Raw genomic sequence first — 20,547 nt, 5'->3', positions numbered from 1 at the left:
TTGAAGATGACCTAGCGTCCGCCCGCCACATCGATAAAGGTGCCGGTGGCATAGGAGGCCTCGTCCGACAGCAGCCAGGCGATGGCGGCCGCCACCTCACGGGGTTCGCCGCCCCGTTGCAGCGGAATGGCCCCCTTGATCCTGTCCACCCGGCCGGGCTCGCCGCCGTCGGCATGCATGTCGGTGTAGATGAAACCCGGACGCACCCCGTTGACCCGGATCCCCTGGGCCGCCAGCTCCAGCGACAAGCCTCTGGTCAGCACGTCGACGGCCCCCTTGGCGGCGGCATAATCCACGTACTCCCCGGGGGAGCCCAGCCGGGCAGCGGCGGAAGAGACGTTGACGATGGCGCCCCCCGCCGTCATGCGGCGCACCGCCTCGCGGCAGCAGAGAAAGCAGCTGGTGACATTGGTGGTCAGGGTCTGGTTGATGCGCTCTGCGCTCATCTCCAGCACCTTCATCTGGGGCTGCAACCTGCCGGCGTTGTTCACCAGATGAGTGACGGGGCCGAGCCGCGCGTCCATCTCCTCGAACAGGCGCACCACCTCGGCCTCCACGCTGACATCGGCCTGCACCGCGATGCACTCGACCGGATGGGTGGCCAGGAGCTCGGCCACCACCGCCTCGGCGGACACCCTGTCCTGACGATAGTTGAGACAGAGATGGTAACCCTGCGCCGCCAGATAGCGGGCTGTCGCGGCCCCGATACCTCTGCCACCGCCGGTGATCAGCACCCGTTTTTTCATGAACCCTCCTGGTTCCCGGTTTCGAAGACTATTTCGCATAGTACCTCATGTTGCCGACCACACCTCGTCCCGTAACGCCCGGCACCACAGCAAAGAGCCCGCACGGGGCGGGCTCTTGATGACAACAACGGGAGGCTGGCTATTTGAACAGGCCCTTGAGCAGCTGGTCCGCCACCCCCTTCACCCCTTCGTTGTCGGCCTTGTCACCCAGCAGCTTCTTGAGACCGCGCTCGGCCTCCTTGCGGGCCTTCTCCTCCAGCACCTTGTTGTTGCTGAGCAGCTCCTTCACGTCAAGCTTGTAGCTCGGCGCCTGCCAGTGGCCACCGATGCGCACCGGTATGGTGATGTCCTTGAGCTCATCCACCGTCTTGCCCCCCTGCCCCTTGCTGCTCTCCACCACGGAGGTGAGGAACAGGAAGTCGAGGGTCTCCGGCACCAGAGCGGTCTGGCCCTGCCCCTTCACCCGCAGGGCGGGGGCAAAGAGCTGGATGTCATCGCTCCTGGCAACCCCGTCGGCAATCTGGAAGCTGGCGGTGAGGGCACTGAAGTCGGTCTTGCGCACCTCCTTCACCTGATCCGCCCCCTTGCCGGTCAGGGTGGCCCGCGCCTCGCGGATCATCTCCGCCAGGTTGATGCCGTGCAGGGTGCCATCGCTCAACTTGAGGTTCACCTTGCCCTGCATCCGGCTGCGCAGCGCCTGCTCGGAAAGACCGCTACCCTGCACCTGCACCTCCAGATCCCCCTTGCCTTCCAGCAGGTCGGTCTGGGCCAGGGTCTGCAGCAGGGGCCGCACATCGACCCCTTGCACCCGCTTGTGCACCTGATAGCGGGCCGGCTGCTGACGGGCATCGAGCACGCCGCTAGCGGTCACCTTGCCACCGGCCACCCCGGCACTGAACTGCTTGAGGTTGAGCTCACCGCCGCTCAGGGCCAGTTGCAGATCGACGGAGCTCAGGTCCAGGCCCTTCACCTTCAGGCCGCCCAGTTGCAATCGACCCGCCAGATCGACCAGTTTGAGGGCACTCAAGTCAGGCTCTGCCGTGGACAGGGACTGAGCCGAGGGGGCTGACTTGGCCGCTGCGCCCTGCTCACCCGCCGACACTGTGGCCGGTGCGGCAGAAGATGCGGCGGTCTTGGCCCCGTCCTGCTTGCCGAGCCAGCCGTCGAGATCGAGCTTGTCCCCCTTGAGGTCAAAGTCCACTTTGGGTACGGCCCCCAGACGAACGGCGCCGCTGCCGCTCAGCAGAGCATCATCCACCCCCATCACCAGGTTGCTGAGGGTGACGGCCTGCTTGTCCAGCTCGGCGCGGGCAAAGCCAGCGAGTTTGAGCTGCGTCTGCGGGCGCGGCAGGGCATCGCCGCTCAGCTTGGCGGCCAGCACGGCATCCGACAGCTCCAGCAGTTGCCGGTTTTCATCGAGGCGCGCCTTGAGAGTCCCCTCCAGCGTACCGGCCAGGGTCGGCTTGTCCGCCGCCCCCTGTGCCCCGCTGAGGCTAAGGCTCAGACTGCTCCACTCCCCCAGTGCCAGCCGATCGGCCTTGAGGGTGAAGGCATCGAGCCGCTGCGCCGGCTGGTTCAGGCTGCCGCTGAGATTGAGATCCTTGAGCTCGCTCTTCATGGCCTCCCGGGCCGGTTTGAGCTGGGCCGACCCCTTGAGATCAAACGCCAGCTCACCCTGGGCCCCCTTGGCCGCCAGGGTCACCGGTACCCACTCCCCCGGGGTCAACTGCCCCAGATCGAGATCCAGCCTGTCGAGCCGGGAGACGGTACCGCTGCGGTCGTCCCGCACCAGGGCGCTGGCCTGTTGCAGCTCCACTCCTTGCAGGCTGATCTGCCAGGGCTGCTTGTCACTGGCGGGCGGGGGCGTCGTTGCGGCAGGCTCGGTGGTCGCCTCCCCCTTGGGGTCGGCGGAGGCCTTGAGCAGGTCACTCAGGTTGGAGCTGCCGTCAGCCCTGGTCTGGATAAACAGATGAGCGCCGCTCAGGGTCACCTTGCCTATCTCAAGCTTGTGGGAGAGCAGGGGCAGCAGGCCCACCGAGGCCTCCCCGCGCGTGAAGCGCACCAGGTCGGGCTCGGCGAAACCGGCGGGGTTGCGCAGCGCCACCTGCTCGAGGGAGAGGCCCAGGCTTGGCCAGAAACGCCAGCCGATATCACCTTGTATCACCAGCTCGCGGCCGGTGCTCTTGCGCACCTGTTCCACCAGCTGGGGCTTGAACTGGTTGGGATCGATGAGGGACACCAGGGCGGCGATGGCCACCACGGCCGCCAGCGCCAACCCCAGCAGGATGCAGATGATCTTCTTCACGATGGACTCCTTGAATGCGGATCTTGTGGCTGACTATACCACCGGGGGGATGACAGATGGGGCCCGTCTGCCAAAACGGGCCAGCAGCGAGACAGGGATGGTCGCAGCTAGTGCAGCCAGCGCAGCTCTTCCAACACGCGGCCATGAAAAGGGCCCCGCAGGGCCCTGATGATAGTGGATGGCTGACGCCCGCCTCGCCCGGGTCAAGGCTGACGCGGCAACTGCTGATAGCCCATCTCGTACAGAGTGAAGGCATAGATGTCCGCACTCTGCTCGATAAGCTTGGCCACCGGCGTGCCCGCCCCGTGCCCTGCATTGGTCTCTATGCGGATGAGCTGGGGATGGGGGCCGGCATTGTCGGCCTGCAGGGTGGCGGCAAACTTGAAGGAGTGGGCCGGCACCACCCGATCGTCGTGATCCGCCGTGGTCACCAGGGTCGAAGGGTAGCTGACCCCGGCCCGGACGTTGTGCAGCGGCGAGTAGCCCTTCAGGTAGTCGAACATCGCCTCGCTGTCGGCGCTGGTGCCGTAGTCATAGGCCCAGCCCGCCCCGGCGGTGAAGGTGTGGTAGCGCAGCATGTCGAGCACCCCCACCGCCGGCAGGGCGACCCGCATCAGATCCGGCCGCTGGGTCATCACAGCCCCCACCAGCAGACCGCCGTTCGAGCCACCTCGGATCGCCAGCCGATCGGTGCGGGTGTAGCCCTCGGCCTTGAGGTACTCGGCCGCCGCGATGAAATCGTCGAACACGTTCTGCTTGTTCTGCTGGGTGCCCGCCAGGTGCCAGGCCTGGCCATACTCGCCGCCCCCGCGCAGGTTGGCCACCGCATAGACGCCCCCCAGATCCAGCCAGTTGGCCACCGACACGCTGAAGCTCGGGGTCAGGCTCACGTCGAAACCGCCGTAGCCATAGAGGATGGTCGGGTTGCTGCCATCGAGTTTCAGCCCCTTGCGGTAGCTGATGATGAGCGGCACCCGGGTGCCGTCCTTGCTCTGGTAGAAGCGCTGCTCGGAGACGTAATCCTCCGGTTTGAACGGCGCCGCCGAGGCGCGATAGAGACTGATGGCGCCGCTCTTGGGCTCGAACCGGTAGAGGGTCGGCGGCTGGGCATAGTGCTCGAAGCCGAAGTAGAGGGCGGGATCATCGTGCTTGCCGTTGAAGCCGCTGACGCTGCCAAGGCCGGGCAGCGCCACCTCGCGCACTCGCTTGCCTTCGTAGTCGAACTGCTCGACCCGGGCGGTGGCATCCACCATGTACTCGGCGAACAGATAGCCGCTGCCGCTGTGTACCGTCAGCACCTGCTGACGCTCGGGGATGAGATCCCGCCAGTGGGCCGGGCCCGGATTGGCGGCATCCACCGTCACCAGCCGGCCGTTGGGGGCGTCCCGGTTGGTCAGCAGGTAAAGGGTGCCGCCCTTGTTGTCCACCAGGCTAACGTCCGCATCCAGATCCCCCTGCACCGTCAGCAGCGGCGCGTTCTCCTGGCTCAGATCCTTCACATAGAGGCGGTTGCCTGAGGTGGAGTTCGCCGCCGAGATGAGCAGGAAGCGGTCATCTTCGGTGACGGTCGCCCCCACGTAGCGGTGGTGCTGGGCCGGGATGGCGCCGAACACCAGCCGGTCATCCTCCTGCGCCGTGCCGAGCCGGTGGAAATAGACCTTGTGCTGATCGGTCCTGGCCGACAGCTCGCTGCCGTCGGGCTTGTCGTAGCTCGAGTAGAAGAAGCCCTCGTTGCCGAGCCAGCTGATGCCGCTGAACTTCACGTCCTTGAGGGGCGCCTCCAGCGGCTGCTTGCTCTCTACGTCCATCAGGTGGATCTCGCGCCAGTCGCTGCCGGCCAGCGACAAGGAGTAGGCCAGGATGCGGCCATCGCGGGAGAAGCTCAGCTGATCCAGCGCCGTGGTGCCGTCGGGGCTGAGGGTATTGGGATCGAGGAACACCTCGGCCGGCTTGCCCTCCTGCTGGCGCCACAGCACGTTCTGGTTCTGCAGGCCGTCGTTCTTGAAGAAGTAGTGGTAGCGCCCCTCGCGAAACGGTGCCCCCTCCTTGGCGTAGTTCCAGGAGGCGGCCAGCTTCTCCTTGATGGCGGCGCGATACGGGATCTGCGCCAGGTAACCCTGAGTCACCCGGTTCTGGGCCTTGACCCAGGCCTCCGTCTCGGGGCTGCGATCATCCTCCAGCCAGCGATAGGGGTCGGCCACGGCCTGGCCGAAATAGTGATCCACCTGCTCACCCTGGCGGGTGACGGGGTAGTGAAGGCGCGTATTCCCTGACATGGCATCCTCTCTGGTTGGCTGGCCGCTGCACGCACAGATCAGTGACAGGGCCAGCAGGCTGACAATGGCTCGCATCGAGGCGGCTCCCTGCGGTTTGAGTGAGCGGGCAGGTTAACAAAGCGCGCCGGATGGCCCAACCCCCCGACCGGTGGCAGAGGGTGGTCCGCCGACACGGGGGAGCCATATGAATTTTTTCGCTTAAGTTTGCCGCTTTATTTTGTTTGTTATCCGGCCCTTTGGTCACAGGATGGAATAAGACACCAGCCAACGTGAGCCATTCAGGATAAAGCATGCCGTACAGCTACCTATCACATCTGCGTTGCAGCAAGACCGGCGAGATAGTGGATGCCGATCAGCCCCAGCAGTTGAGCCCGGTCGGTGCCCCCTTGCTGGCCAGCTACGACCTCGAGGCCCTGAAACAGGCCTGGCACCCGGCCGCTCTGCTGGGCCGCCCCGCCAGCCTGTGGCGCTACCACGAGCTGCTGCCGGTGCGCGACCCCGCCCAGGTGATCACCCTGGGGGAAGGCTTCACCCCGCTGTTGCCCCTGCCCGCTTTCGGCAAGCAGATCGGCATTCCGGATCTCTGGATGAAGGATGAGAGCATCATCCCCACCGGTTCTTTCAAGGCCCGCGGCGCCGCGGTCGGCGTCTCCCGCGCCCGGGAACTCGGCGTCACCCACTTCGCCATGCCCACCAACGGCAATGCCGGGGCCGCCTGGGCGCTTTACGGCGCCCGCGCCGGCTTGCGCAGCACCATAGTCATGCCCCAGGCGGCCCCCGCCATCACAAGACTGGAGACCTCGCTGGCCGGTGCCCGCCTCTATCTGGTGGATGGCCTCATCAGCGACGCCGGTCGCCAGGTGGCCGAGACGGTGGCCGAGCAGGGGCTGTTCGATGCCTCCACCCTCAAGGAGCCCTATCGCATCGAGGGCAAGAAGACCATGGGGCTGGAGATCGCCGAGCAGCTCGGCTGGACCCTGCCGGACGTCATCCTCTACCCCACCGGCGGCGGAGTCGGTCTCATCGGCATCTACAAGGCGCTGCGGGAGTTGCAGGAGCTGGGCTGGGTCAAGGGGCCACTGCCGCGACTGGTGGCGGTGCAGGCAAGCGGCTGCGCCCCCATCGTCCAGGCCTGGCAGCAGGGGGAGCGCGAATCGCGCTTCTGGCCCGATTCCCAGACCCTCGCCTTTGGCATCAACGTGCCCAAGGCGCTGGGGGACTTTCTGGTGCTGGACGCCCTCTATCGCACCGAGGGGTGCGCCATCGCGGTGGACGATAGCGCCATCCAGCGCGAGATCCGCCAGCTCGCCGCGCGCGAAGGCAGCTTCGTCTGCCCGGAAGGGGCGGCCGCCTTCGCCGCCGCCCGCCAGCTGCGGGAAGCGGGCTGGATACAGGGGGGCGAGCGGGTGGTGGTGCTCAACACCGGCGCCGGCATCAAGTACCCGGATGCCATCACGGTCGTGCCCCAGCGGCTGCGCCGCGACGGGAGGATCCCGGCATGAGCTTCGACTGGTCCTTTGTTCTCACCACCCTGCCGGCGTTCGGCCAATCGGTCTGGGTCACCTTGCAGCTCGGCGCCATCGTGATCCTCACCTCGCTCGTCGTGGCGCTGCTCAATGTGACGCTGCTGAGCCTGCACAAGCCCTGGCTGAACGGGGTGATCCGCGCCTATGTGGAGCTGGCCCGCAACACGCCGCTCTTGATCCAGCTGTTCTTTCTCTACTTCGGGCTGCCGGCGCTCGGCATCTCGCTCTCCGGCTTTGCCACGGCAGTGATCGCCATGACCTTCCTCGGTGGCGGTTACCTCACCGAGGCGCTGCGGGCAGGCGTTCAGGCAATCCCCCCCAGCCAGCTGGAAGCGGGCCGGGCCATCGGCCTCTCCCGCTGGCAGCTGCTGCGCCACGTCCAGCTGCCCCAGGCCTGGCTCGCCAGCCTGCCGGCGCTGTTTGCCAACTTCATCTTTCTGCTCAAAGAGACCACGGTGGCCTCGGCAGTGGCGGTGCCGGAGCTGCTCTACACCACCAGGAACTACATCGCCCTCTACTACAAGACCTACGAGATGCTGGCGGTGCTGACCTTGATGTGCGTGCTGATCTTTCTGCCGCTCTCCCTTGCCCTGCGCGTCGTTGAAAGGAGGCTGCAACATGGTCAGTTCAGTCATTGAGCAACTGATGCAGACACCTATTGTCCTGCTGCCACCCTCACTCGCCACCCATGCAGAGGAAAGGAGGGATCAATATGGTCAGTTCGGTCACTGAATCGCTGATGCAGGCGAGGATCCCGATGTGGGCACTTATCTTCCTGCAGCTGCAGCCGCCGTCACTCGCCACCCATACACAAGAAAGGAGGGATCACTATGGCCAGTCCGGTCACTGAGCAGCTGACGCAGGCGCTGCCGCTGCTGGCGGTGGGCGCGGGTCAGACCCTCGCCATATCGCTGCTCGCCATCCTGTTCGCGACCCTGGGTGGTCTGGGTTACGGCGTGCTGGCCCAGCAGGGCGGCCGCCTGACTCAAGGGGTGCTGCGGCTGTATCTGGAGCTGTTTCGGGTGGTGCCCGTGCTGGTCTGGCTCTACCTCTTCTTCTTCGGGCTGCCGATCTTCTTTGGCCTGGACATCCCGGCCTTCTGGTGCGCCGTGCTGGTGCTGGCCCTCTGGGGCGCCAGCGAGGTGGGGGAGGTGGTGCGCGGCGGCCTCAACTCCCTCGCCCGCGGCCAGCAGGAGGCTGGCCTGGCGCTCGGGCTCTCCCGCTGGCAGCTCTATCGCCACGTGCTGCTGCCCCAGGCGCTGCAACGGCTGACGCCGCCCACCATCAACATCTACACCCGCATCATCAAGACCAGCTCGCTGGCGGTGCTGATCGGGGTGGTGGAGGTGATCAAGGTGGGCCAGCAGATCATCGAGCGCACCTATGGCTCGCTGCTTATCTACGGTCTGCTGTTCCTGTTCTTTTTTCTGGTCTGCTATCCGCTCTCGCTCGCCTCGCGCCGGCTGGAGCAACAATGGGGTAATGCGGTATGACACCTCTGCTTGAGCTCAATGCTGTCAGCAAACAATTCGGCCAACACCGGGTACTGGATGAGGTCAGCCTCACGGTGAACCCAGGGGAAGTGATCGTCATCCTGGGGCCGAGCGGCTGCGGCAAGAGCACCTTGCTGCGCACCCTCAACGGGCTCGAACCCATTCAGGGGGGCGACATTCGCTTCGACGGAGAGTTGCTGGATGCCAACACCGACTGGCAGCGGCTTCGCCAGCGCATCGGCATGGTGTTCCAGAGCTATCACCTCTTCCCCAACCTGACGGTGCTGGAGAACGTGCTGCTCGGCCCTGTGCAGGTGCAGAAGCGGGAGCGAGCCGAGGCCCTGCTGCAAGCGGAACAGCTGCTGACCCGCATCGGCCTGTGGGAGCGGCGCCATGACTATCCGCGCCATCTCTCCGGCGGCCAGCAGCAGCGCATCGCCATCGTGCGGGCCCTGTGCATGAACCCCCAGGTGATGCTGTTTGACGAGGTGACCGCAGCGCTGGATCCCGAGATGGTGCAGGAGGTGCTGGAGGTGATCCGGGATCTCGCCGGCAGCGGCATGACCCTGCTCATCGTCACCCACGAGCTGGCGTTCGCCCAGGCGGTGGCGGATCGCATCGTCTTCATGGACGGCGGCCACATCCTGGAGCAGGCCGCCCCCCATCAATTTTTCGACAATCCCAGGAGCCAGCGTGCCCGCCAGTTCCTCGCCAAGTTTTCTTATACAACTGTCAGCAAACGAAAGGAGTCAGCATGAAGATAATTACCTCGGTCCTGTTTAGCGCCCTCATCGGCCTGGGCCTCGCCAGCGGCGCCGCCCAGGCAGAAGACGGTTCCCTCGCCAAGATCAAGGCGCGGGACAAGCTCATCGTCGGCGTCTTCACCGACAAGCCGCCGTTTGGCTATGTGGACGAGAAGGGCAACTACGTCGGCTTTGACACCAATCTCGGCCGCCGCTTCGCCAAGGATCTGCTGGGGGACGAGAACAAGGTCGAGTTCGTGGCGGTGGAGCCCGCCAGTCGCATCCCCTTCCTGCAGAGCGACAAGGTGGATCTCATCCTCGCCAACATGACGGTGACCCCGGAGCGGCGGCAGGTGGTGGACTTCACCAACCCGAACCTCAAGGTCGCGGTGCAGGTGCTGGTGCCGGAAGGCAGCGACGCCAAGAAGCTCGACGATCTGGCCGGCAAGCGGCTTATCGTCACCACCGGCACCACGGCCGACATCTGGCTGACCCGCAACCACCCGGAGTGGAAGGTGCTCAAGTTCGAGAAGAACACCGAATCCCTGCAGGCCCTGGCCCAGGGCCGCGGCGACGCCTACGCCCAGGACAACCTGGTGTTGTTCAGCTGGGCCAAGGAGAACCCGGGCTATCGGGTGCTGCCCGAGAAGCTGGGCTCGGAAGACCCCATCGCCCCGGCGGTGAAGAAGGGCAATATCGAGCTGCGTGACTGGGTCAACGACCGTCTCGCCAAGCTGGGGGAAGAGAAGTACCTGCTCAAACTCTACGACCAGTATGTGCGCGACAAGCTTAGCGCCGATACCGATCCCAACGACGTGATAGTGGAAGGAGGCAAGTGGCAGGGTTGAGCCCTGCCCCCACAGCAGTGCTGAGTGTGAAGTGTGTGATCTTTGGTTCCGTTGGTCTGCAAACCGCAAGGTTTGACCTTTCCAGGCGCCCCCTCCAGGTGGCGCCTTTTTTTTGTTTGCAAGGCCCCGGCAGGCGGGACACCCGCTCTGTGGGCCAGCTCCCCCTGCCCCGGGATGCCCTGTGCCATCCTCACTGAAACGGCAGCGGGAGGAGAAACCCATGTGGATAGAGGCCGAGCCCGTCTACGGCGCCCTGGTGTCCCTGGCCATCGGGCTCATCATCGGGCTGGAGCGGGGCTGGCAGGTGCGCCAGCTCGGAGACAACCAGCGCATCGCCGGGATGCGCACCTATGGCCTCATCGGTCTGCTCGGCGGGGTCTGCGCCCTGCTGCTGCCCACCCTGGGGCCCTGGCTGGCTCTGCTCGGTCTGCTGACCGTGGTGACGGGGTGCGGCCTCTCGGTCTGGCTGGCCCAGCGCTGGCAGGGGGAGTTCGGCCTCACCAGCTCGGTGGCCATGGTGCTCACCTACCTGCTGGGGCTGATGTCGGTGCTGCAGAGCCCGAGCGAGGCGGTGGCCTGCGCCGTGCTGGCGGCCCTCCTGATGGGGCTCAAGGGCAAGATCCAGCAGGGGATGCTGTTCTTGAGCGAACTGGAATTTCACGCCACCCTGCGCTTTCTGCTCATCTCCCTGGTGCTGCTGCCTGTGCTCCCCGATGCCGAGATGGGTCCCCTCAATGCCTTCAATCCCTTCAAGATCTGGCTCATGGTGGTGGTGATTGCCGGCATCTCGTTCTGTGGTCACTTTGCGGTGCGCCTGCTCGGCACCCGCTCAGGACTGGTGCTCACCAGCATGCTGGCGGGGCTCGCCTCCTCCACCGCCCTCACCCTGCAATTTGCCCGCCTCAACAAGGAGCAGGGAGGGCTGGAGCGGCTGCTGGCCACCGGCATCCTGCTGGCGGGGGCCACCATGTGGCTCAGGCTGCTGACACTGGTGCTGATCATCCACGGAGAGCTGGCGCTGCGTCTGGCCGCCCCCCTGCTGCTGCTGGCAGCCATCGTCTACGGCTTTGCCTTCTGGTTCTGGCGCCAGCGGGAAGAGATGCCGGACGGCCCGGTACAGCCCGAAACCCGCAACCCGCTGGATCTCGCCACCGCCATCAAGTTCGGCCTGCTGCTCGCCCTCATCGGCTTCATGGCCACCCTGCTGCAAAGCAAGGTGGGCAACTCCGGGGTCTATCTGCTGTCGCTGGTCTCCGGCATCACGGACGTGGACGCCATCACCCTCTCCCTCTCCCAGCTCGCCCAGAAGGAGCTGGCCCTGGAGGTGGCGGCCAGGGGCATACTGCTCGCCGGGCTGGTCAACTCCCTGGTGAAAGGGGTGCTGGCACTGGTGATTGGCGGACGCAGCCTGGGGCGGCGGGTCTTGCTCCCCTACCTCGTCTCCATCCTGCTCATCCTGCCCCTTGTCCTGATGACGTGATGACGTGATGACGTGATGACGTGATGACGTGATGACGTGATGACGTGATGACAGGATGACGGGGATCACCTGACGGGCCCGGCACTCACTCTGACACCCTTTCCCCTTGTCGCGTATACTGCCCCCTCTTGCAGCAGGAGGAGATGACCATGGCAAGCGACTGGGACAAGGTACTGGCGGGGGGCGCCCTGGACAGCCAGAGCGAGGAGATAGCGAACGACCGCATTCGCGGCCAGACGCTGCTGAGCCGACTCAACGCCTCACCGGCGGGGGATCACGTCCTGCGCCAGCAGATCTGCCGCGACCTCTTCGCCCACTGTCCCGACTCCTGCTGGATCAGTACCCCCTTCACCTGCGAATTCGGCCGCAACATCCACATCGGCGAGAAGACCTTCTTCAACTTCAACGTCACCATACTCGACGTAGGCGAGGTGCATATCGGCAACCATGTGCTGCTGGCCCCCAACGTGCAGATCTACACCGCCACCCACACCATGGACTATCTGGAGCGACGCAACTGGACCGCCTACAACAAGCCGGTGCGGATCGGCGATGACTGCTGGATTGGCGGCGGGGCCATCATCTGCCCAGGCGTCACCATAGGGCCCCGCTCCATCATAGGGGCTGGCGCCGTGGTGACCCGGGACATCCCGGCGGACTCCCTGGCGGTGGGCAATCCGGCCCGGGTGATCCGCACGCTACACCCGGGCGAGACCCGGGATCCGGCGTGCCTGTCATGATGGCCCTTGCCCTGCTGCCTTTGGGTTGGGCAGGCTGGCTCGGCGCGCGGGACGCCAACTGGTGGCCGCTGGCCCTGATCCTGCTGATGAGCCTGCTGACCCTGGCTGCCTACGCCTGGGACAAGCGCCAGGCCATTCGTGGCGGCTGGCGCGTGCCCGAGGCCCGCCTGCACCTGCTTGAGCTGTGCGGCGGCTGGCCCGGCGCCCTGGTCGCCCGCCAGTGGCTGCGCCACAAGACCCAGAAAGGGAGCTACCGCCTGCGGTTCTGGGCCATCGTCTGGGGGCAGTTGCTGCTGCTCGGGATCTGGCTCGGCTGGCCGCTCTGGCCGCTCTGAACAACCAAGCGGGCATTGCCGCCCAAGGTCGGGTATGAGACAACGACAGCGCGGGAGACAGATCCTCTCGTTCAAATCTTGAAAGGAGTCATTCATGACCATGTGGACAGGTATCGTTCTGATCGTCTTTATCAGCGTGTCGTTCAGCTATCTCACCAAGCGCGCCCGCTACCAGATGGGGGATGCCCGCATTACCGACCGTCTCGGCAAGCAGGACATGATCATCAAGGAGTTGCAGGAGCGCATCGCCAATCTGGAGGCCATCGTCATCGAGGAGGAGAAGCGCCGCCCGTTCAAGGATCTCTGATCCGGCAAGCCGGGTGGCAAACCAACCAGCCCCCGGGCTGCAAGGGTTTGCCGCCGCCCCCGTTCGCACCCGCTCGCCCTCTGCCTGGCAAAAACGAAATTCACAGCAGGATCAATCCCCTGCCATTTTTCGGCTGAATGATCGCCAAGCTGGCCCGTTCCCTGCTCCGTCATGACATCAGTCGTACGGAGAGTGACATCATGATCGCCATCGGCACCCTGCTTCCCCTCGCCTCCCTTGCCATCAAGCTCGGCAGCAAGCTGCTGGGCGACGGCACGCCGCCCGCCCAGACCGAGCCTGCCGTGCAGGAAGAGCACCTTGCCCCCACGGTGCAGAGCCTGTTCCAGCGCCTTGGCATCCAGGAGGCTGACAGCGAGCAGAACCGCCCTGCCATCAACCACTTCATGGGGGCGCTGATGCAGACCCTGGGCCAGGAATCCTCGGACCAGTCGCTGCCCCAGGCCATCGATGCCGCCCGCATCCAGTTGGCAGACGGCACCCAGAGCACCCGCCTCGACGCGCTGCAGAGCGAGCTCGACACCCTCAAAGGCTCCCTTGGCAACAGCGACCTCAACCTCGATCAGCTGCTCTACGCCTTCAAGCAAACCCTGCCCAATGGCAAGGGGGAAGGTGTCGGCAAACTGCTCAATGCCAGCGCGTGAACGGGAGTGGAACCATGAAAAACGGCAACCTAGAGGTTGCCGTTTTTGTCGGGCCGGATCCCATGATGCCACGCTAGGGTAGTGAGGAAGGTGGACTCAGCATCGCCTCTGCCAGCGTGCTCTGCCCGCGCTCCTGCAGGGCATTGGCCGCTCCCAGGCGATCCGCCGCCTCTTTGTTCTGACCCAGCTTGAACTTGCCGACCAGCCGCTCAATCTCGATCTCTATGCCCACCACGGCCTGCACCATGGTCTCGAGATAGTCTCTCGGTGCATCCGCCATCTTCCAGGGAATGGACTCTCCCGCCTCGTGGGTACGGGTCAGGGTCGCGAGCAGGCGACGCACGAAGCGGGCATCGTCCCTCACCCGGATACGGCCATGGGCGTGCACCACGGCATAGTTCCAGGTGGGCACCTGCTGGTGATGCACCTGCTTGCCCGGATACCAGCTGGGAGAGATATAACCCTCGGCGGCTCTGAAGATCACCAGCACCTCGTCGCCCTCTTTCACCTCCTGCCAGAGTGGGTTGTTGCGGGCCACATGGGCCCGCAGCACACCGTGGGCCCCCTGCTCCCCATCGAACTCGAACGGCAGGTGGTTGGCATCCAGCCCCCCTTCACCACAGGTGATCAGGGCCCCCAGGGGTGCGCCTGCATCAGCTGGTGCAGCGCCTCGGGGTCGGTAACGGCGAAATGGGGTGGCAGGTACATGGGAACTCCTTGATCCGGTTGACGCGTCCATACGCATTGCAGCGGGATCATGCCCTGCCCGGCGCGGGCCGTCACCCTGAATGTGTCCCACTGAGCCAGTTCATTGCCGCAGGTGGCCGCAATGCCACATCATCATCCACAAGCGCGATATAACACCCTATGTTCACGATGCGAATATCACTTTCACAGCCCAAGTGAATGGAAAAATAACCTCAATGACAAAGATAATTCCGCTTTACCCCCCCCGCCCCCCTTCGCCAGATAGCCGACACGGTAGATCTCGCCCCCGCCAGGCAAGGGCGATGAGGGGGACGGGAGAAAATCCGCCTCCAGCCATTCCCATCGGGTGAGATCCCAGCCGCTCACCATGGCCTCGCCGTGCAGGTCGGCCAGCTGGTCGTGGGAAGCGACCTTGGTGCGCCGCAGCCTGGCCATGCAAGCCCCGTCGAGGGAGGCCGGATCCGGCGCCCGCAGCAGATGCCAGGTCTCGATGCGGGGCCAGCCGAAATGCCGGGTGAGCGCCGCGAATCCCTCGCTTGCCAGGAATCGGTGCATCGCCTCGGCGCTGTGCCACACATAGAAGGGGGCATAGCGGTTCTCCTGCCCCGGCAGGGCCCCATCGTCCTGACGGCTGTAGAGATAGGCCTTGAACAACAGACCGGGAAAGCCGTCCAGTCTGGCGCCATTGCTGGCGATCCGCTGCTCGATCAGCGCCATGTCGTAGTCTGCGGGCAGGGTGAATCGGTAGTGCATGGCGATCATGAGGCCACCTCCTGTCTGAACATCCGGCCCTGGCCGAAACTCCACGCCGCGGCATCGGTCTGCTGGATCACCACCATGAGGTTGTCGGGGTGGATCCCAAGCTCGGCCTCAAGGCGCTCGGCGAGACGTGCATAAAGCCGCTCCCTGGTTACGGTGCTGCGCACCTTGCCCGCCAGGATCTGGAAGAGGATGAAACCTTGGTCCCGGCGGCCGGTCTGGTAGTGGGGGTCATAGATGAGCGCACTGGCAGGCAAGATCTCGAGGATCTGGAATTTATCCTTCGGCGGCACCTCGAACACCTCCACCAGGGTCTGGTGGTAGAGGGCGCTGAGTTGTTGCAGGTGTGCGTCGCTCATCCCCTCGCACAGGGTGATACGGGTCAGCGGCATGGGGTCACCTCCTCGCGGGGGGGCAGATAGCCCACAGCCGTCACTGCGGCGGGCAAACCGGCGTAGAAGGCAAGATGGGTGAACAGCTCTTCCAGCTCATCCCGGGACAGGCCGTTTTGCCGGGCGAATGCAATATGCCAGGGCAGTTGTTGCACCCGGCCCAGTGACGCCAGGATGGCCAGGGTGATCAGGCTGCGCTCGCGGGCCGAGAGGGTGGGGCGCTGCCAGATATCGCCAAACAGCGTCTCTTCCGCCAGTCGGGCGAGTCGGGGGGCAAGCTGCGCCAGGGTGGCGCGATCGGGAACATCGGGTGTCATGGCAATCTCCTTGGTGGATGAAGCCACTCTCCCTCACTGCTACAATTTAAAAAATCGAAATATTCAAGACAAATCATCCCGATTATAAGGATAGTTATGTCACCCCTTCCCCCCAGCCTGGATCTCGATGCCCTGCGCAGCTACGTGTTGGGGCTGGAGTGCGGCAGCTTTGCGCTGGCGGCGCAGCGGCTGTGCCGCTCCACCTCGGCGGTCAGCGCCCAGTTGAAAAAACTCGAACAGCAGTGCGGCACCGATCTGGTCATGAAGCAGGGACGTCACCTGGTGCCGACGGCCAGCGGTGAGCGCCTGCTGGGCTACGCCAAGCGGCTGCTGGCGCTCAATGACGAAGCCGTGCTCGCCCTCAAAGGGAAACTGCTGCAAGGGGAGATCCGGCTCGGAGTGCAGGAGGACTTCGGTGAATCTTTGCTCCCCGCCGTGCTGGGGCCCCTCTGTCGCCAGCACCCGGCCCTGCGCATGACGACCCGCATCGATCGCAACGGGGCTCTGGTGCAGGGGATCAGGGAAGGCACCCTCGACATGGCTCTCGCCTGGCAGCCACAGGGAGAGCGGGAGGATCTTTCCCTCATCGAGGTGGTGCAACTGGCCTGGATTGCCCACCCCGAGTGGGACCCCGCCCCTTTGCTCGCGCGCGGGGAGCCCCTGCCCCTGGTGCTCTTCGATGCCCCCTGCCTGATGCGGGCGCGGGCAATCCGCGCCCTCGACGATGCCGGGATCCCCTGGCGGATCGCCTTCACCAGCCAGAGCCTGGGCGGGATCTGGGCCGCCGTGCAGGCCGGGCTCGGGATCACGGTGCGTTCCCCCATCGGCATGCCGGCCAGTCTCGCCACCCTCGGCGGCGTGCTGCCCTCACCGGGTACCCTGGGGGTGGTGCTGCTCGCCGCCAGCCATGAAACCGACGAGGCCAGATGCCAGTTGCAACGACTGCTCACGGACGCCGTGCATCAGGCCAGCGCCGGACGCAGAGGCTGAACAGCTTCTGGTCAACGCGCCCCACGGCGCCTAGGCGTGCCCATAAAAAAACGGCAACCCTGGGGTTGCCGTTCTGCCTTCTTGTTCCCATGGCAAGCCGATTGGCTTAACCCGCCCGTTTGGCCAGCCAGGCCTCGGCGGCGGTGAGGGCTGCCTCTATCTGCTCGCGGGCGACACCGCCTTTGGCAACCCGCTTGGCCAGGGTCGCTTCCAGCTCCAGATTCGGGTAAACATCCTCCCCCACCACGGGGCTGAAGCGCTGGAACTCGGGGAGGGAGAGCTCTTCCAGGGGCTTTTTCACCTGGATCGCATAGACCACGGTTTCACCGACGATATGGTGCGCCTCGCGGAACGGGATGCCCTTGGCCACCAGATAGTCTGCCAGCTCGGTGGCGTTGGCATAGCCGCCCTGGGCCGCCGCCTTGGTCCGCTCGCCATTGACCTTCAGATCGATCAGCACCAGGGCCGCCATATCGAGACAGTCGTGCCAGGTGTCGAGGGCGTCGAACAGCCCCTCTTTGTCTTCCTGCATGTCCTTGTTGTAGGCCAGCGGCAACGCCTTGAGGCTCATCAGCATGCCCATCTGGGCGCCGACCACCCGGCCGGTCTTGCCACGAATGAGCTCCAGCGCATCCGGGTTCTTCTTCTGGGGCATCAGGGACGAGCCGGAGGTGACGGCGTCAGACAGCTCGACAAAGCCCGCCTCGCCGGTGTTGTAGAAGATAAGGTCTTCGGCAAACCGCGACAGGTGGGTCATGGAGAGCGACGCCACGTGCATCAGCTCCACCACGTGATCCCGATCGGAGACCGAATCCAGGCTGTTGCGGGTGGCGCCGCTAAAGCCCATGTCGAGCGCCAAGGCTTCGCGATCGATGGCGTAGGCGGTGCCCGCCAGCGCGCCGCAGCCAAGCGGGCTGGTGTCGAGGCGCTTGAGGGCATCCTGCAGACGGGAATGGTCCCGCTCCAGCATCTCCACATAGGCCAGGGCCCAGTGGGCGTAAGTGACCGGCTGGGCACGCTGCAGGTGGGTGTAACCCGGCAGTACCGCGGCCTGATTGGCACGGGCGGAGGCCACCAGCCCCTGTTGCAGGGCGGTGATGGAACCGAGCAGCAGCTCGCCCTGTGCCTTGCACCAGAGTTTGAGGTCAGTGGCGACCTGATCGTTGCGCGAGCGACCGGTGTGCAGCTTCTTGCCAAGGGCGCCGACGGCGTCGATGAGCTGGCTCTCGACCCAGGAGTGGATGTCTTCGGCGTCCGAGTTCAGGATCTGCTGGGGATCCTGCTGCACGGAGGCGAGCAGTACCTCCATCGCCTGCTGCAACTTGGCCTGCTCACCCTCGGTCAACACGCCCACCTTGACCAGCGCTTTGGCCCAGGCCATGGAGCCTTGAATATCCTGCTCCGCCAGACGGTAGTCGAACCGCAGCGAATCGTTGAACTGCTTGAACCGACTATCGGCTCCCTGACTGAAGCGTCCACCCCAAAGTGCCATACTGCTCTCCTTGAATGCGTTGTCGGCGGCGCCTTGCGCCGTCGAACTTGAAATCTTGCCCTGTTTTTCTGCGAACCTGTTATCTCACAGAAGCGGCCAGGGCGCAGCCGCTCTTGTCACACCCGATGAGGATGGCAAAGGGCCTCTCTGCCTGTAAAAGAGGGGGCCATGCCCCCTCGAATCAACGGGTTATCGCGCTTGCTTAGCCGTGGGTATGGTCGCCACCGATGGCTTGATGCTGCTCTTTCATGGCGCGGATCCGGCTCGCCAGGGTGTAGAGACGGATGAAGCCTTCGGCATGGCTCTGGTCGTACACTTCGTCGGCACCGAAGGTGGCGAAGTCTTCGGAGTAGAGGCTGTTCGGCGACTTCTTCTGCACTGCGGTGACCTGACCCTTGTACATCTTCAGCACCACTTCACCGTCGAGCTCCTCGGCGATGGCGTTGGCGGAGGCGACAATGGCCTTGCACAGCGGGGTGAACCAGCGACCGTCATACACCAGGTGGGAGAACTCGGCGCCGAGTTTTTCCCGCCAGGCGCGGGTCGGTCTGTCCAGTACCAGCTCTTCCACGGCGCGCAGTGCGGCAACCATCACGGTACCACCCGGGGTCTCGTAGCAGCCACGGGACTTCATGCCCACCATCCGGTTCTCGGTGATGTCGATCCGGCCCACGCCGTGCTTGCCGGCACGCTCGTTCAGGGTGGTCAGGATCTGGTGCGGGCTGAGCGGCTGATCGTCAACGGCGACCACTTCGCCCTTGGCCACGGTCAGCTTGACGTATTCCGGCTCGTTCGGGGCATCCTCTGCAGAGACGGTCCACTGCCAGACGGCTTCGGACGGCTCGTTCCAGGTGCTCTCCAGCTCGCCACCCTCGGTGGAGATGTGCCAGGCGTTGGCGTCGCGGCTGTAGATCTTCTTCAGGGTCGCCTTGCAGGGGATGTTGCGGGCTTCCAGATAGGCCAGCAGATCTTCCCGGGAACGCATGTCCCACAACCGCCACGGGGCGATCACTTTCAGTTGGGGAGCCAGGGCAGCCACCGCCCCTTCGAACCGAACCTGGTCGTTGCCCTTGCCGGTGCAACCGTGGGAGATGGCATCAGCCCCTTCCGCCAGGGCAGCCTCGACCATCGCCTTGGCGATCACCGGACGGGCCATGGAGGTACCCAGCAGGTAGGTGCCTTCATAGACGGCGCCGGTCTTCAGGGTCGGGTAGACATACTCTTTGACGAACTCTTCCCGCAGATCCTTGACGATGCACTTGACCGCGCCGGAGGCGATGGCCTTCTGCTCGATCCCTTCCAGATCGTCACGCTCCTGGCCCACGTCGGCGACGAAGGCGATGATTTCAGCGTCATAGTGCTCCTTCAGCCAGGGAATGATGGCCGAGGTATCCAGTCCGCCCGAGTAAGCCAGTACGATCTTGTTGATTCCGCTCATTTACTTCTCTCCGTGATGATTCGATAAAAAGGGGTGATTCCGGGTCGGTTGCCGGATTACTTCTGGCCCTGTCCGAACAGGGTCAGCAGCACGGCGTTCTGGATATGCATCCGGTTTTCTGCCTCATCCATGATGAGGGAGGCTGGGCCGTCCATGACCTCCGAGGTGATCTCCAGCTCCCGGTGGGCCGGCTGGCAGTGCAGCACGTGCTGGATGCCGGTCCGATCGAGCAGGGCCTGGTTGATCTGATAAGGCATGAAGATATCTTTTACCTGCTCCATTGGTGTGTTGTCACCCATGGAAACCCAGGTATCGGTATAAACCACGTCAAAGCCTTCGATATCCGCGACATCATCGCTGATATGTATGATCGCGCCAGATTGAGCTGCCAGCGCCTGGGCCTGCAGGAAGATCTGGGTATCCGGGCCATGGCCTTTCGGGCAGACCAGAGTCACGTCGGTACCGAGGGTAGCCCCCAGCAGCAGCAGGGAGTGGCTCACGTTGTTGCCATCGCCGAGATAGGCCAGCTTCACCTTGGACAGGTCGCTGTAGTGCTCGCTGATGGTCATGAAATCCGCCAGCCCCTGGCAGGGGTGGTAGAGGTTGCACAGGCTGTTGACCACAGGCACCGAGCCGAACTCGGCCAGCTCGACCAGAGTCTGGTGATCGAACACCCGGGCGACGATGGCGTCACACCAGCGGGACAGGTTGCTGGCGAAATCCTTCACCGACTCCCGCTTGCCGAGCGCCCCGTTCTGCTGATCCAGATAGACGCAGTGACCACCCAGTTTGGCGATGCCGATGTCGAAGGTGACCCGGGTACGCAGGGAGGGCTTCTCGAACAGGGTGACCACGCTCTTGCCCGCCAGGGCCTGGCTGTATTTCTTCGGATCGGCCTTGATCGCCTTGCCAAGCGCCAGCAGCGCCTCGATCTGGGCCTTGCTTAAATCACTGTCTTTCAGAAGATGTTGCATCGGATTGTCCTTTTCC

General features: G+C 64.6%; 20 protein-coding genes and 1 pseudogene. 11 read left to right on the top strand and 10 right to left on the bottom strand.

Going from position 1 to position 20,547, the window contains the following annotated elements:
- Window positions 1–11: 11 nt before the first annotated feature.
- The 3 genes from J9889_RS05515 to J9889_RS05505 form a co-directional block, all read right to left on the bottom strand.
- Window positions 12–746, bottom strand: coding sequence for an SDR family oxidoreductase (locus J9889_RS05515; RefSeq protein ID WP_143237084.1), 735 nt, complete (start codon window positions 744–746; stop codon window positions 12–14).
- Window positions 747–885: 139 nt separating this feature from the next.
- Complete coding sequence (locus tag J9889_RS05510) at window positions 886–3,051, bottom strand: AsmA family protein (protein ID WP_143237083.1); 2,166 nt, start codon at window positions 3,049–3,051, stop codon at window positions 886–888.
- Window positions 3,052–3,254: 203 nt separating this feature from the next.
- Entirely contained in the window at window positions 3,255–5,402 is a 2,148-nt protein-coding gene (locus tag J9889_RS05505) for a prolyl oligopeptidase family serine peptidase (RefSeq protein WP_143237081.1), read from the bottom strand.
- A gap of 215 nt (window positions 5,403–5,617) precedes the next feature.
- On the opposite strand from J9889_RS05505, the gene J9889_RS05500 reads away from it, so the two are divergent.
- The 10 genes from J9889_RS05500 (at window position 5,618) to J9889_RS05455 (ending at window position 13,461) form a co-directional block, all read left to right on the top strand.
- On the top strand, window positions 5,618–6,829 hold the full coding sequence (locus J9889_RS05500; RefSeq protein WP_143237080.1) for a threonine synthase: 1,212 nt from the start codon (window positions 5,618–5,620) through the stop codon (window positions 6,827–6,829).
- Window positions 6,826–7,491, top strand: coding sequence for an amino acid ABC transporter permease (locus tag J9889_RS05495; protein WP_143237079.1), 666 nt, complete (start codon window positions 6,826–6,828; stop codon window positions 7,489–7,491). The genes J9889_RS05500 and J9889_RS05495 overlap by 4 nt, the downstream gene beginning before the upstream one ends.
- Window positions 7,492–7,683: 192 nt before the next feature.
- Window positions 7,684–8,346 (top strand): amino acid ABC transporter permease, encoded by a 663-nt coding sequence (locus J9889_RS05490; RefSeq protein ID WP_128344898.1) that lies wholly within the window; start codon window positions 7,684–7,686, stop codon window positions 8,344–8,346.
- Window positions 8,343–9,104, top strand: coding sequence for an amino acid ABC transporter ATP-binding protein (locus tag J9889_RS05485; protein WP_246878043.1), 762 nt, complete (start codon window positions 8,343–8,345; stop codon window positions 9,102–9,104). The genes J9889_RS05490 and J9889_RS05485 overlap by 4 nt, the downstream gene beginning before the upstream one ends.
- On the top strand, window positions 9,101–9,937 hold the full coding sequence (locus tag J9889_RS05480) for a transporter substrate-binding domain-containing protein (RefSeq protein WP_143237077.1): 837 nt from the start codon (window positions 9,101–9,103) through the stop codon (window positions 9,935–9,937). Before J9889_RS05485 ends, J9889_RS05480 begins: the two co-directional genes overlap by 4 nt.
- Before the next feature lie 220 nt (window positions 9,938–10,157).
- Window positions 10,158–11,417 (top strand): MgtC/SapB family protein, encoded by a 1,260-nt coding sequence (locus J9889_RS05475; protein WP_143237076.1) that lies wholly within the window; start codon window positions 10,158–10,160, stop codon window positions 11,415–11,417.
- A 149-nt stretch (window positions 11,418–11,566) separates the two neighbouring features.
- On the top strand, window positions 11,567–12,157 hold the full coding sequence (locus tag J9889_RS05470; protein ID WP_143237075.1) for a sugar O-acetyltransferase: 591 nt from the start codon (window positions 11,567–11,569) through the stop codon (window positions 12,155–12,157).
- A complete protein-coding gene (locus J9889_RS05465; RefSeq protein WP_041211693.1) occupies window positions 12,154–12,492 on the top strand; it encodes a DUF1294 domain-containing protein in 339 nt (112 codons plus the stop codon). Before J9889_RS05470 ends, J9889_RS05465 begins: the two co-directional genes overlap by 4 nt.
- Before the next feature lie 94 nt (window positions 12,493–12,586).
- On the top strand, window positions 12,587–12,799 hold the full coding sequence (locus J9889_RS05460; RefSeq protein WP_043154852.1) for a hypothetical protein: 213 nt from the start codon (window positions 12,587–12,589) through the stop codon (window positions 12,797–12,799).
- 200 nt (window positions 12,800–12,999) lie between these two features.
- Window positions 13,000–13,461, top strand: a complete 462-nt coding sequence (locus tag J9889_RS05455; protein ID WP_143237074.1) for a hypothetical protein — start codon at window positions 13,000–13,002, stop codon at window positions 13,459–13,461.
- 73 nt (window positions 13,462–13,534) lie between these two features.
- On the opposite strand, the pseudogene J9889_RS05450 reads toward J9889_RS05455, so the two are convergent.
- The 4 genes and pseudogenes from J9889_RS05450 to J9889_RS05435 all read right to left on the bottom strand — a co-directional run bounded on the left by J9889_RS05450 (window position 13,535) and on the right by J9889_RS05435 (window position 15,637).
- Window positions 13,535–14,169, bottom strand: a pseudogene (locus J9889_RS05450) (FMN-binding negative transcriptional regulator).
- Window positions 14,170–14,352: 183 nt separating this feature from the next.
- Complete coding sequence (locus J9889_RS05445; protein WP_210556101.1) at window positions 14,353–14,931, bottom strand: DUF4865 family protein; 579 nt, start codon at window positions 14,929–14,931, stop codon at window positions 14,353–14,355.
- The gene (locus J9889_RS05440) at window positions 14,928–15,320 is read right to left on the bottom strand and encodes a tautomerase family protein (protein WP_143237072.1); all 393 of its coding nucleotides are present in this window, start codon (window positions 15,318–15,320) and stop codon (window positions 14,928–14,930) included. The genes J9889_RS05445 and J9889_RS05440 overlap by 4 nt, the downstream gene beginning before the upstream one ends.
- Entirely contained in the window at window positions 15,311–15,637 is a 327-nt protein-coding gene (locus J9889_RS05435) for a carboxymuconolactone decarboxylase family protein (protein ID WP_010675684.1), read from the bottom strand. Before J9889_RS05435 ends, J9889_RS05440 begins: the two co-directional genes overlap by 10 nt.
- A 96-nt stretch (window positions 15,638–15,733) precedes the next feature.
- On the opposite strand from J9889_RS05435, the gene J9889_RS05430 reads away from it, so the two are divergent.
- Entirely contained in the window at window positions 15,734–16,627 is an 894-nt protein-coding gene (locus J9889_RS05430) for a LysR substrate-binding domain-containing protein (RefSeq protein ID WP_210556100.1), read from the top strand.
- A gap of 106 nt (window positions 16,628–16,733) precedes the next feature.
- Here J9889_RS05430 and argH read toward each other — a convergent pair whose 3' ends face one another.
- The 3 genes from argH to J9889_RS05415 all read right to left on the bottom strand — a co-directional run bounded on the left by argH (window position 16,734) and on the right by J9889_RS05415 (window position 20,531).
- On the bottom strand, window positions 16,734–18,119 hold the full coding sequence (gene argH / locus J9889_RS05425) for an argininosuccinate lyase (RefSeq protein WP_210556099.1): 1,386 nt from the start codon (window positions 18,117–18,119) through the stop codon (window positions 16,734–16,736).
- Between the two features lie 202 nt (window positions 18,120–18,321).
- Window positions 18,322–19,557: an argininosuccinate synthase gene (locus tag J9889_RS05420; RefSeq protein ID WP_010675687.1), complete on the bottom strand. Its 1,236-nt coding sequence runs from the start codon at window positions 19,555–19,557 to the stop codon at window positions 18,322–18,324.
- Window positions 19,558–19,613: 56 nt separating this feature from the next.
- Window positions 19,614–20,531: an ornithine carbamoyltransferase gene (locus J9889_RS05415; protein WP_210556098.1), complete on the bottom strand. Its 918-nt coding sequence runs from the start codon at window positions 20,529–20,531 to the stop codon at window positions 19,614–19,616.
- Window positions 20,532–20,547 lie beyond the last annotated feature (16 nt).

It is taken from the genome of Aeromonas sp. PrichA-15, from assembly GCF_017939245.1.
Lineage (GTDB): Bacteria > Pseudomonadota > Gammaproteobacteria > Enterobacterales > Aeromonadaceae > Aeromonas > Aeromonas caviae.
The sequence above is the reverse complement of the archived record's forward strand: the minus strand, read 5'-3'. Positions and strand labels throughout refer to the sequence as shown.

Bases quoted from the DNA above. Each gene is read 5' to 3' on its own strand.
- J9889_RS05490 (WP_128344898.1), top strand. From the start codon at position 7,684: ATGGCCAGTCCGGTCACTGAGCAGCTGACGCAGGCGCTGCCGCTGCTG.
- J9889_RS05455 (WP_143237074.1), top strand. From the start codon at position 13,000: ATGATCGCCATCGGCACCCTGCTTCCCCTCGCCTCCCTTGCCATCAAG.
- J9889_RS05440 (WP_143237072.1), bottom strand. From the start codon at position 15,320: ATGCCGCTGACCCGTATCACCCTGTGCGAGGGGATGAGCGACGCACAC.
- J9889_RS05445 (WP_210556101.1), bottom strand. From the start codon at position 14,931: ATGATCGCCATGCACTACCGATTCACCCTGCCCGCAGACTACGACATG.
- J9889_RS05500 (WP_143237080.1), top strand. From the start codon at position 5,618: ATGCCGTACAGCTACCTATCACATCTGCGTTGCAGCAAGACCGGCGAG.
- J9889_RS05515 (WP_143237084.1), bottom strand. From the start codon at position 746: ATGAAAAAACGGGTGCTGATCACCGGCGGTGGCAGAGGTATCGGGGCC.
- J9889_RS05495 (WP_143237079.1), top strand. From the start codon at position 6,826: ATGAGCTTCGACTGGTCCTTTGTTCTCACCACCCTGCCGGCGTTCGGC.
- J9889_RS05430 (WP_210556100.1), top strand. From the start codon at position 15,734: ATGTCACCCCTTCCCCCCAGCCTGGATCTCGATGCCCTGCGCAGCTAC.
- J9889_RS05480 (WP_143237077.1), top strand. From the start codon at position 9,101: ATGAAGATAATTACCTCGGTCCTGTTTAGCGCCCTCATCGGCCTGGGC.
- J9889_RS05460 (WP_043154852.1), top strand. From the start codon at position 12,587: ATGACCATGTGGACAGGTATCGTTCTGATCGTCTTTATCAGCGTGTCG.
- J9889_RS05485 (WP_246878043.1), top strand. From the start codon at position 8,343: ATGACACCTCTGCTTGAGCTCAATGCTGTCAGCAAACAATTCGGCCAA.
- J9889_RS05420 (WP_010675687.1), bottom strand. From the start codon at position 19,557: ATGAGCGGAATCAACAAGATCGTACTGGCTTACTCGGGCGGACTGGAT.
- J9889_RS05475 (WP_143237076.1), top strand. From the start codon at position 10,158: ATGTGGATAGAGGCCGAGCCCGTCTACGGCGCCCTGGTGTCCCTGGCC.
- argH (WP_210556099.1), bottom strand. From the start codon at position 18,119: ATGGCACTTTGGGGTGGACGCTTCAGTCAGGGAGCCGATAGTCGGTTC.
- J9889_RS05435 (WP_010675684.1), bottom strand. From the start codon at position 15,637: ATGACACCCGATGTTCCCGATCGCGCCACCCTGGCGCAGCTTGCCCCC.
- J9889_RS05505 (WP_143237081.1), bottom strand. From the start codon at position 5,402: ATGCGAGCCATTGTCAGCCTGCTGGCCCTGTCACTGATCTGTGCGTGC.
- J9889_RS05470 (WP_143237075.1), top strand. From the start codon at position 11,567: ATGGCAAGCGACTGGGACAAGGTACTGGCGGGGGGCGCCCTGGACAGC.
- J9889_RS05415 (WP_210556098.1), bottom strand. From the start codon at position 20,531: ATGCAACATCTTCTGAAAGACAGTGATTTAAGCAAGGCCCAGATCGAG.
- J9889_RS05465 (WP_041211693.1), top strand. From the start codon at position 12,154: ATGATGGCCCTTGCCCTGCTGCCTTTGGGTTGGGCAGGCTGGCTCGGC.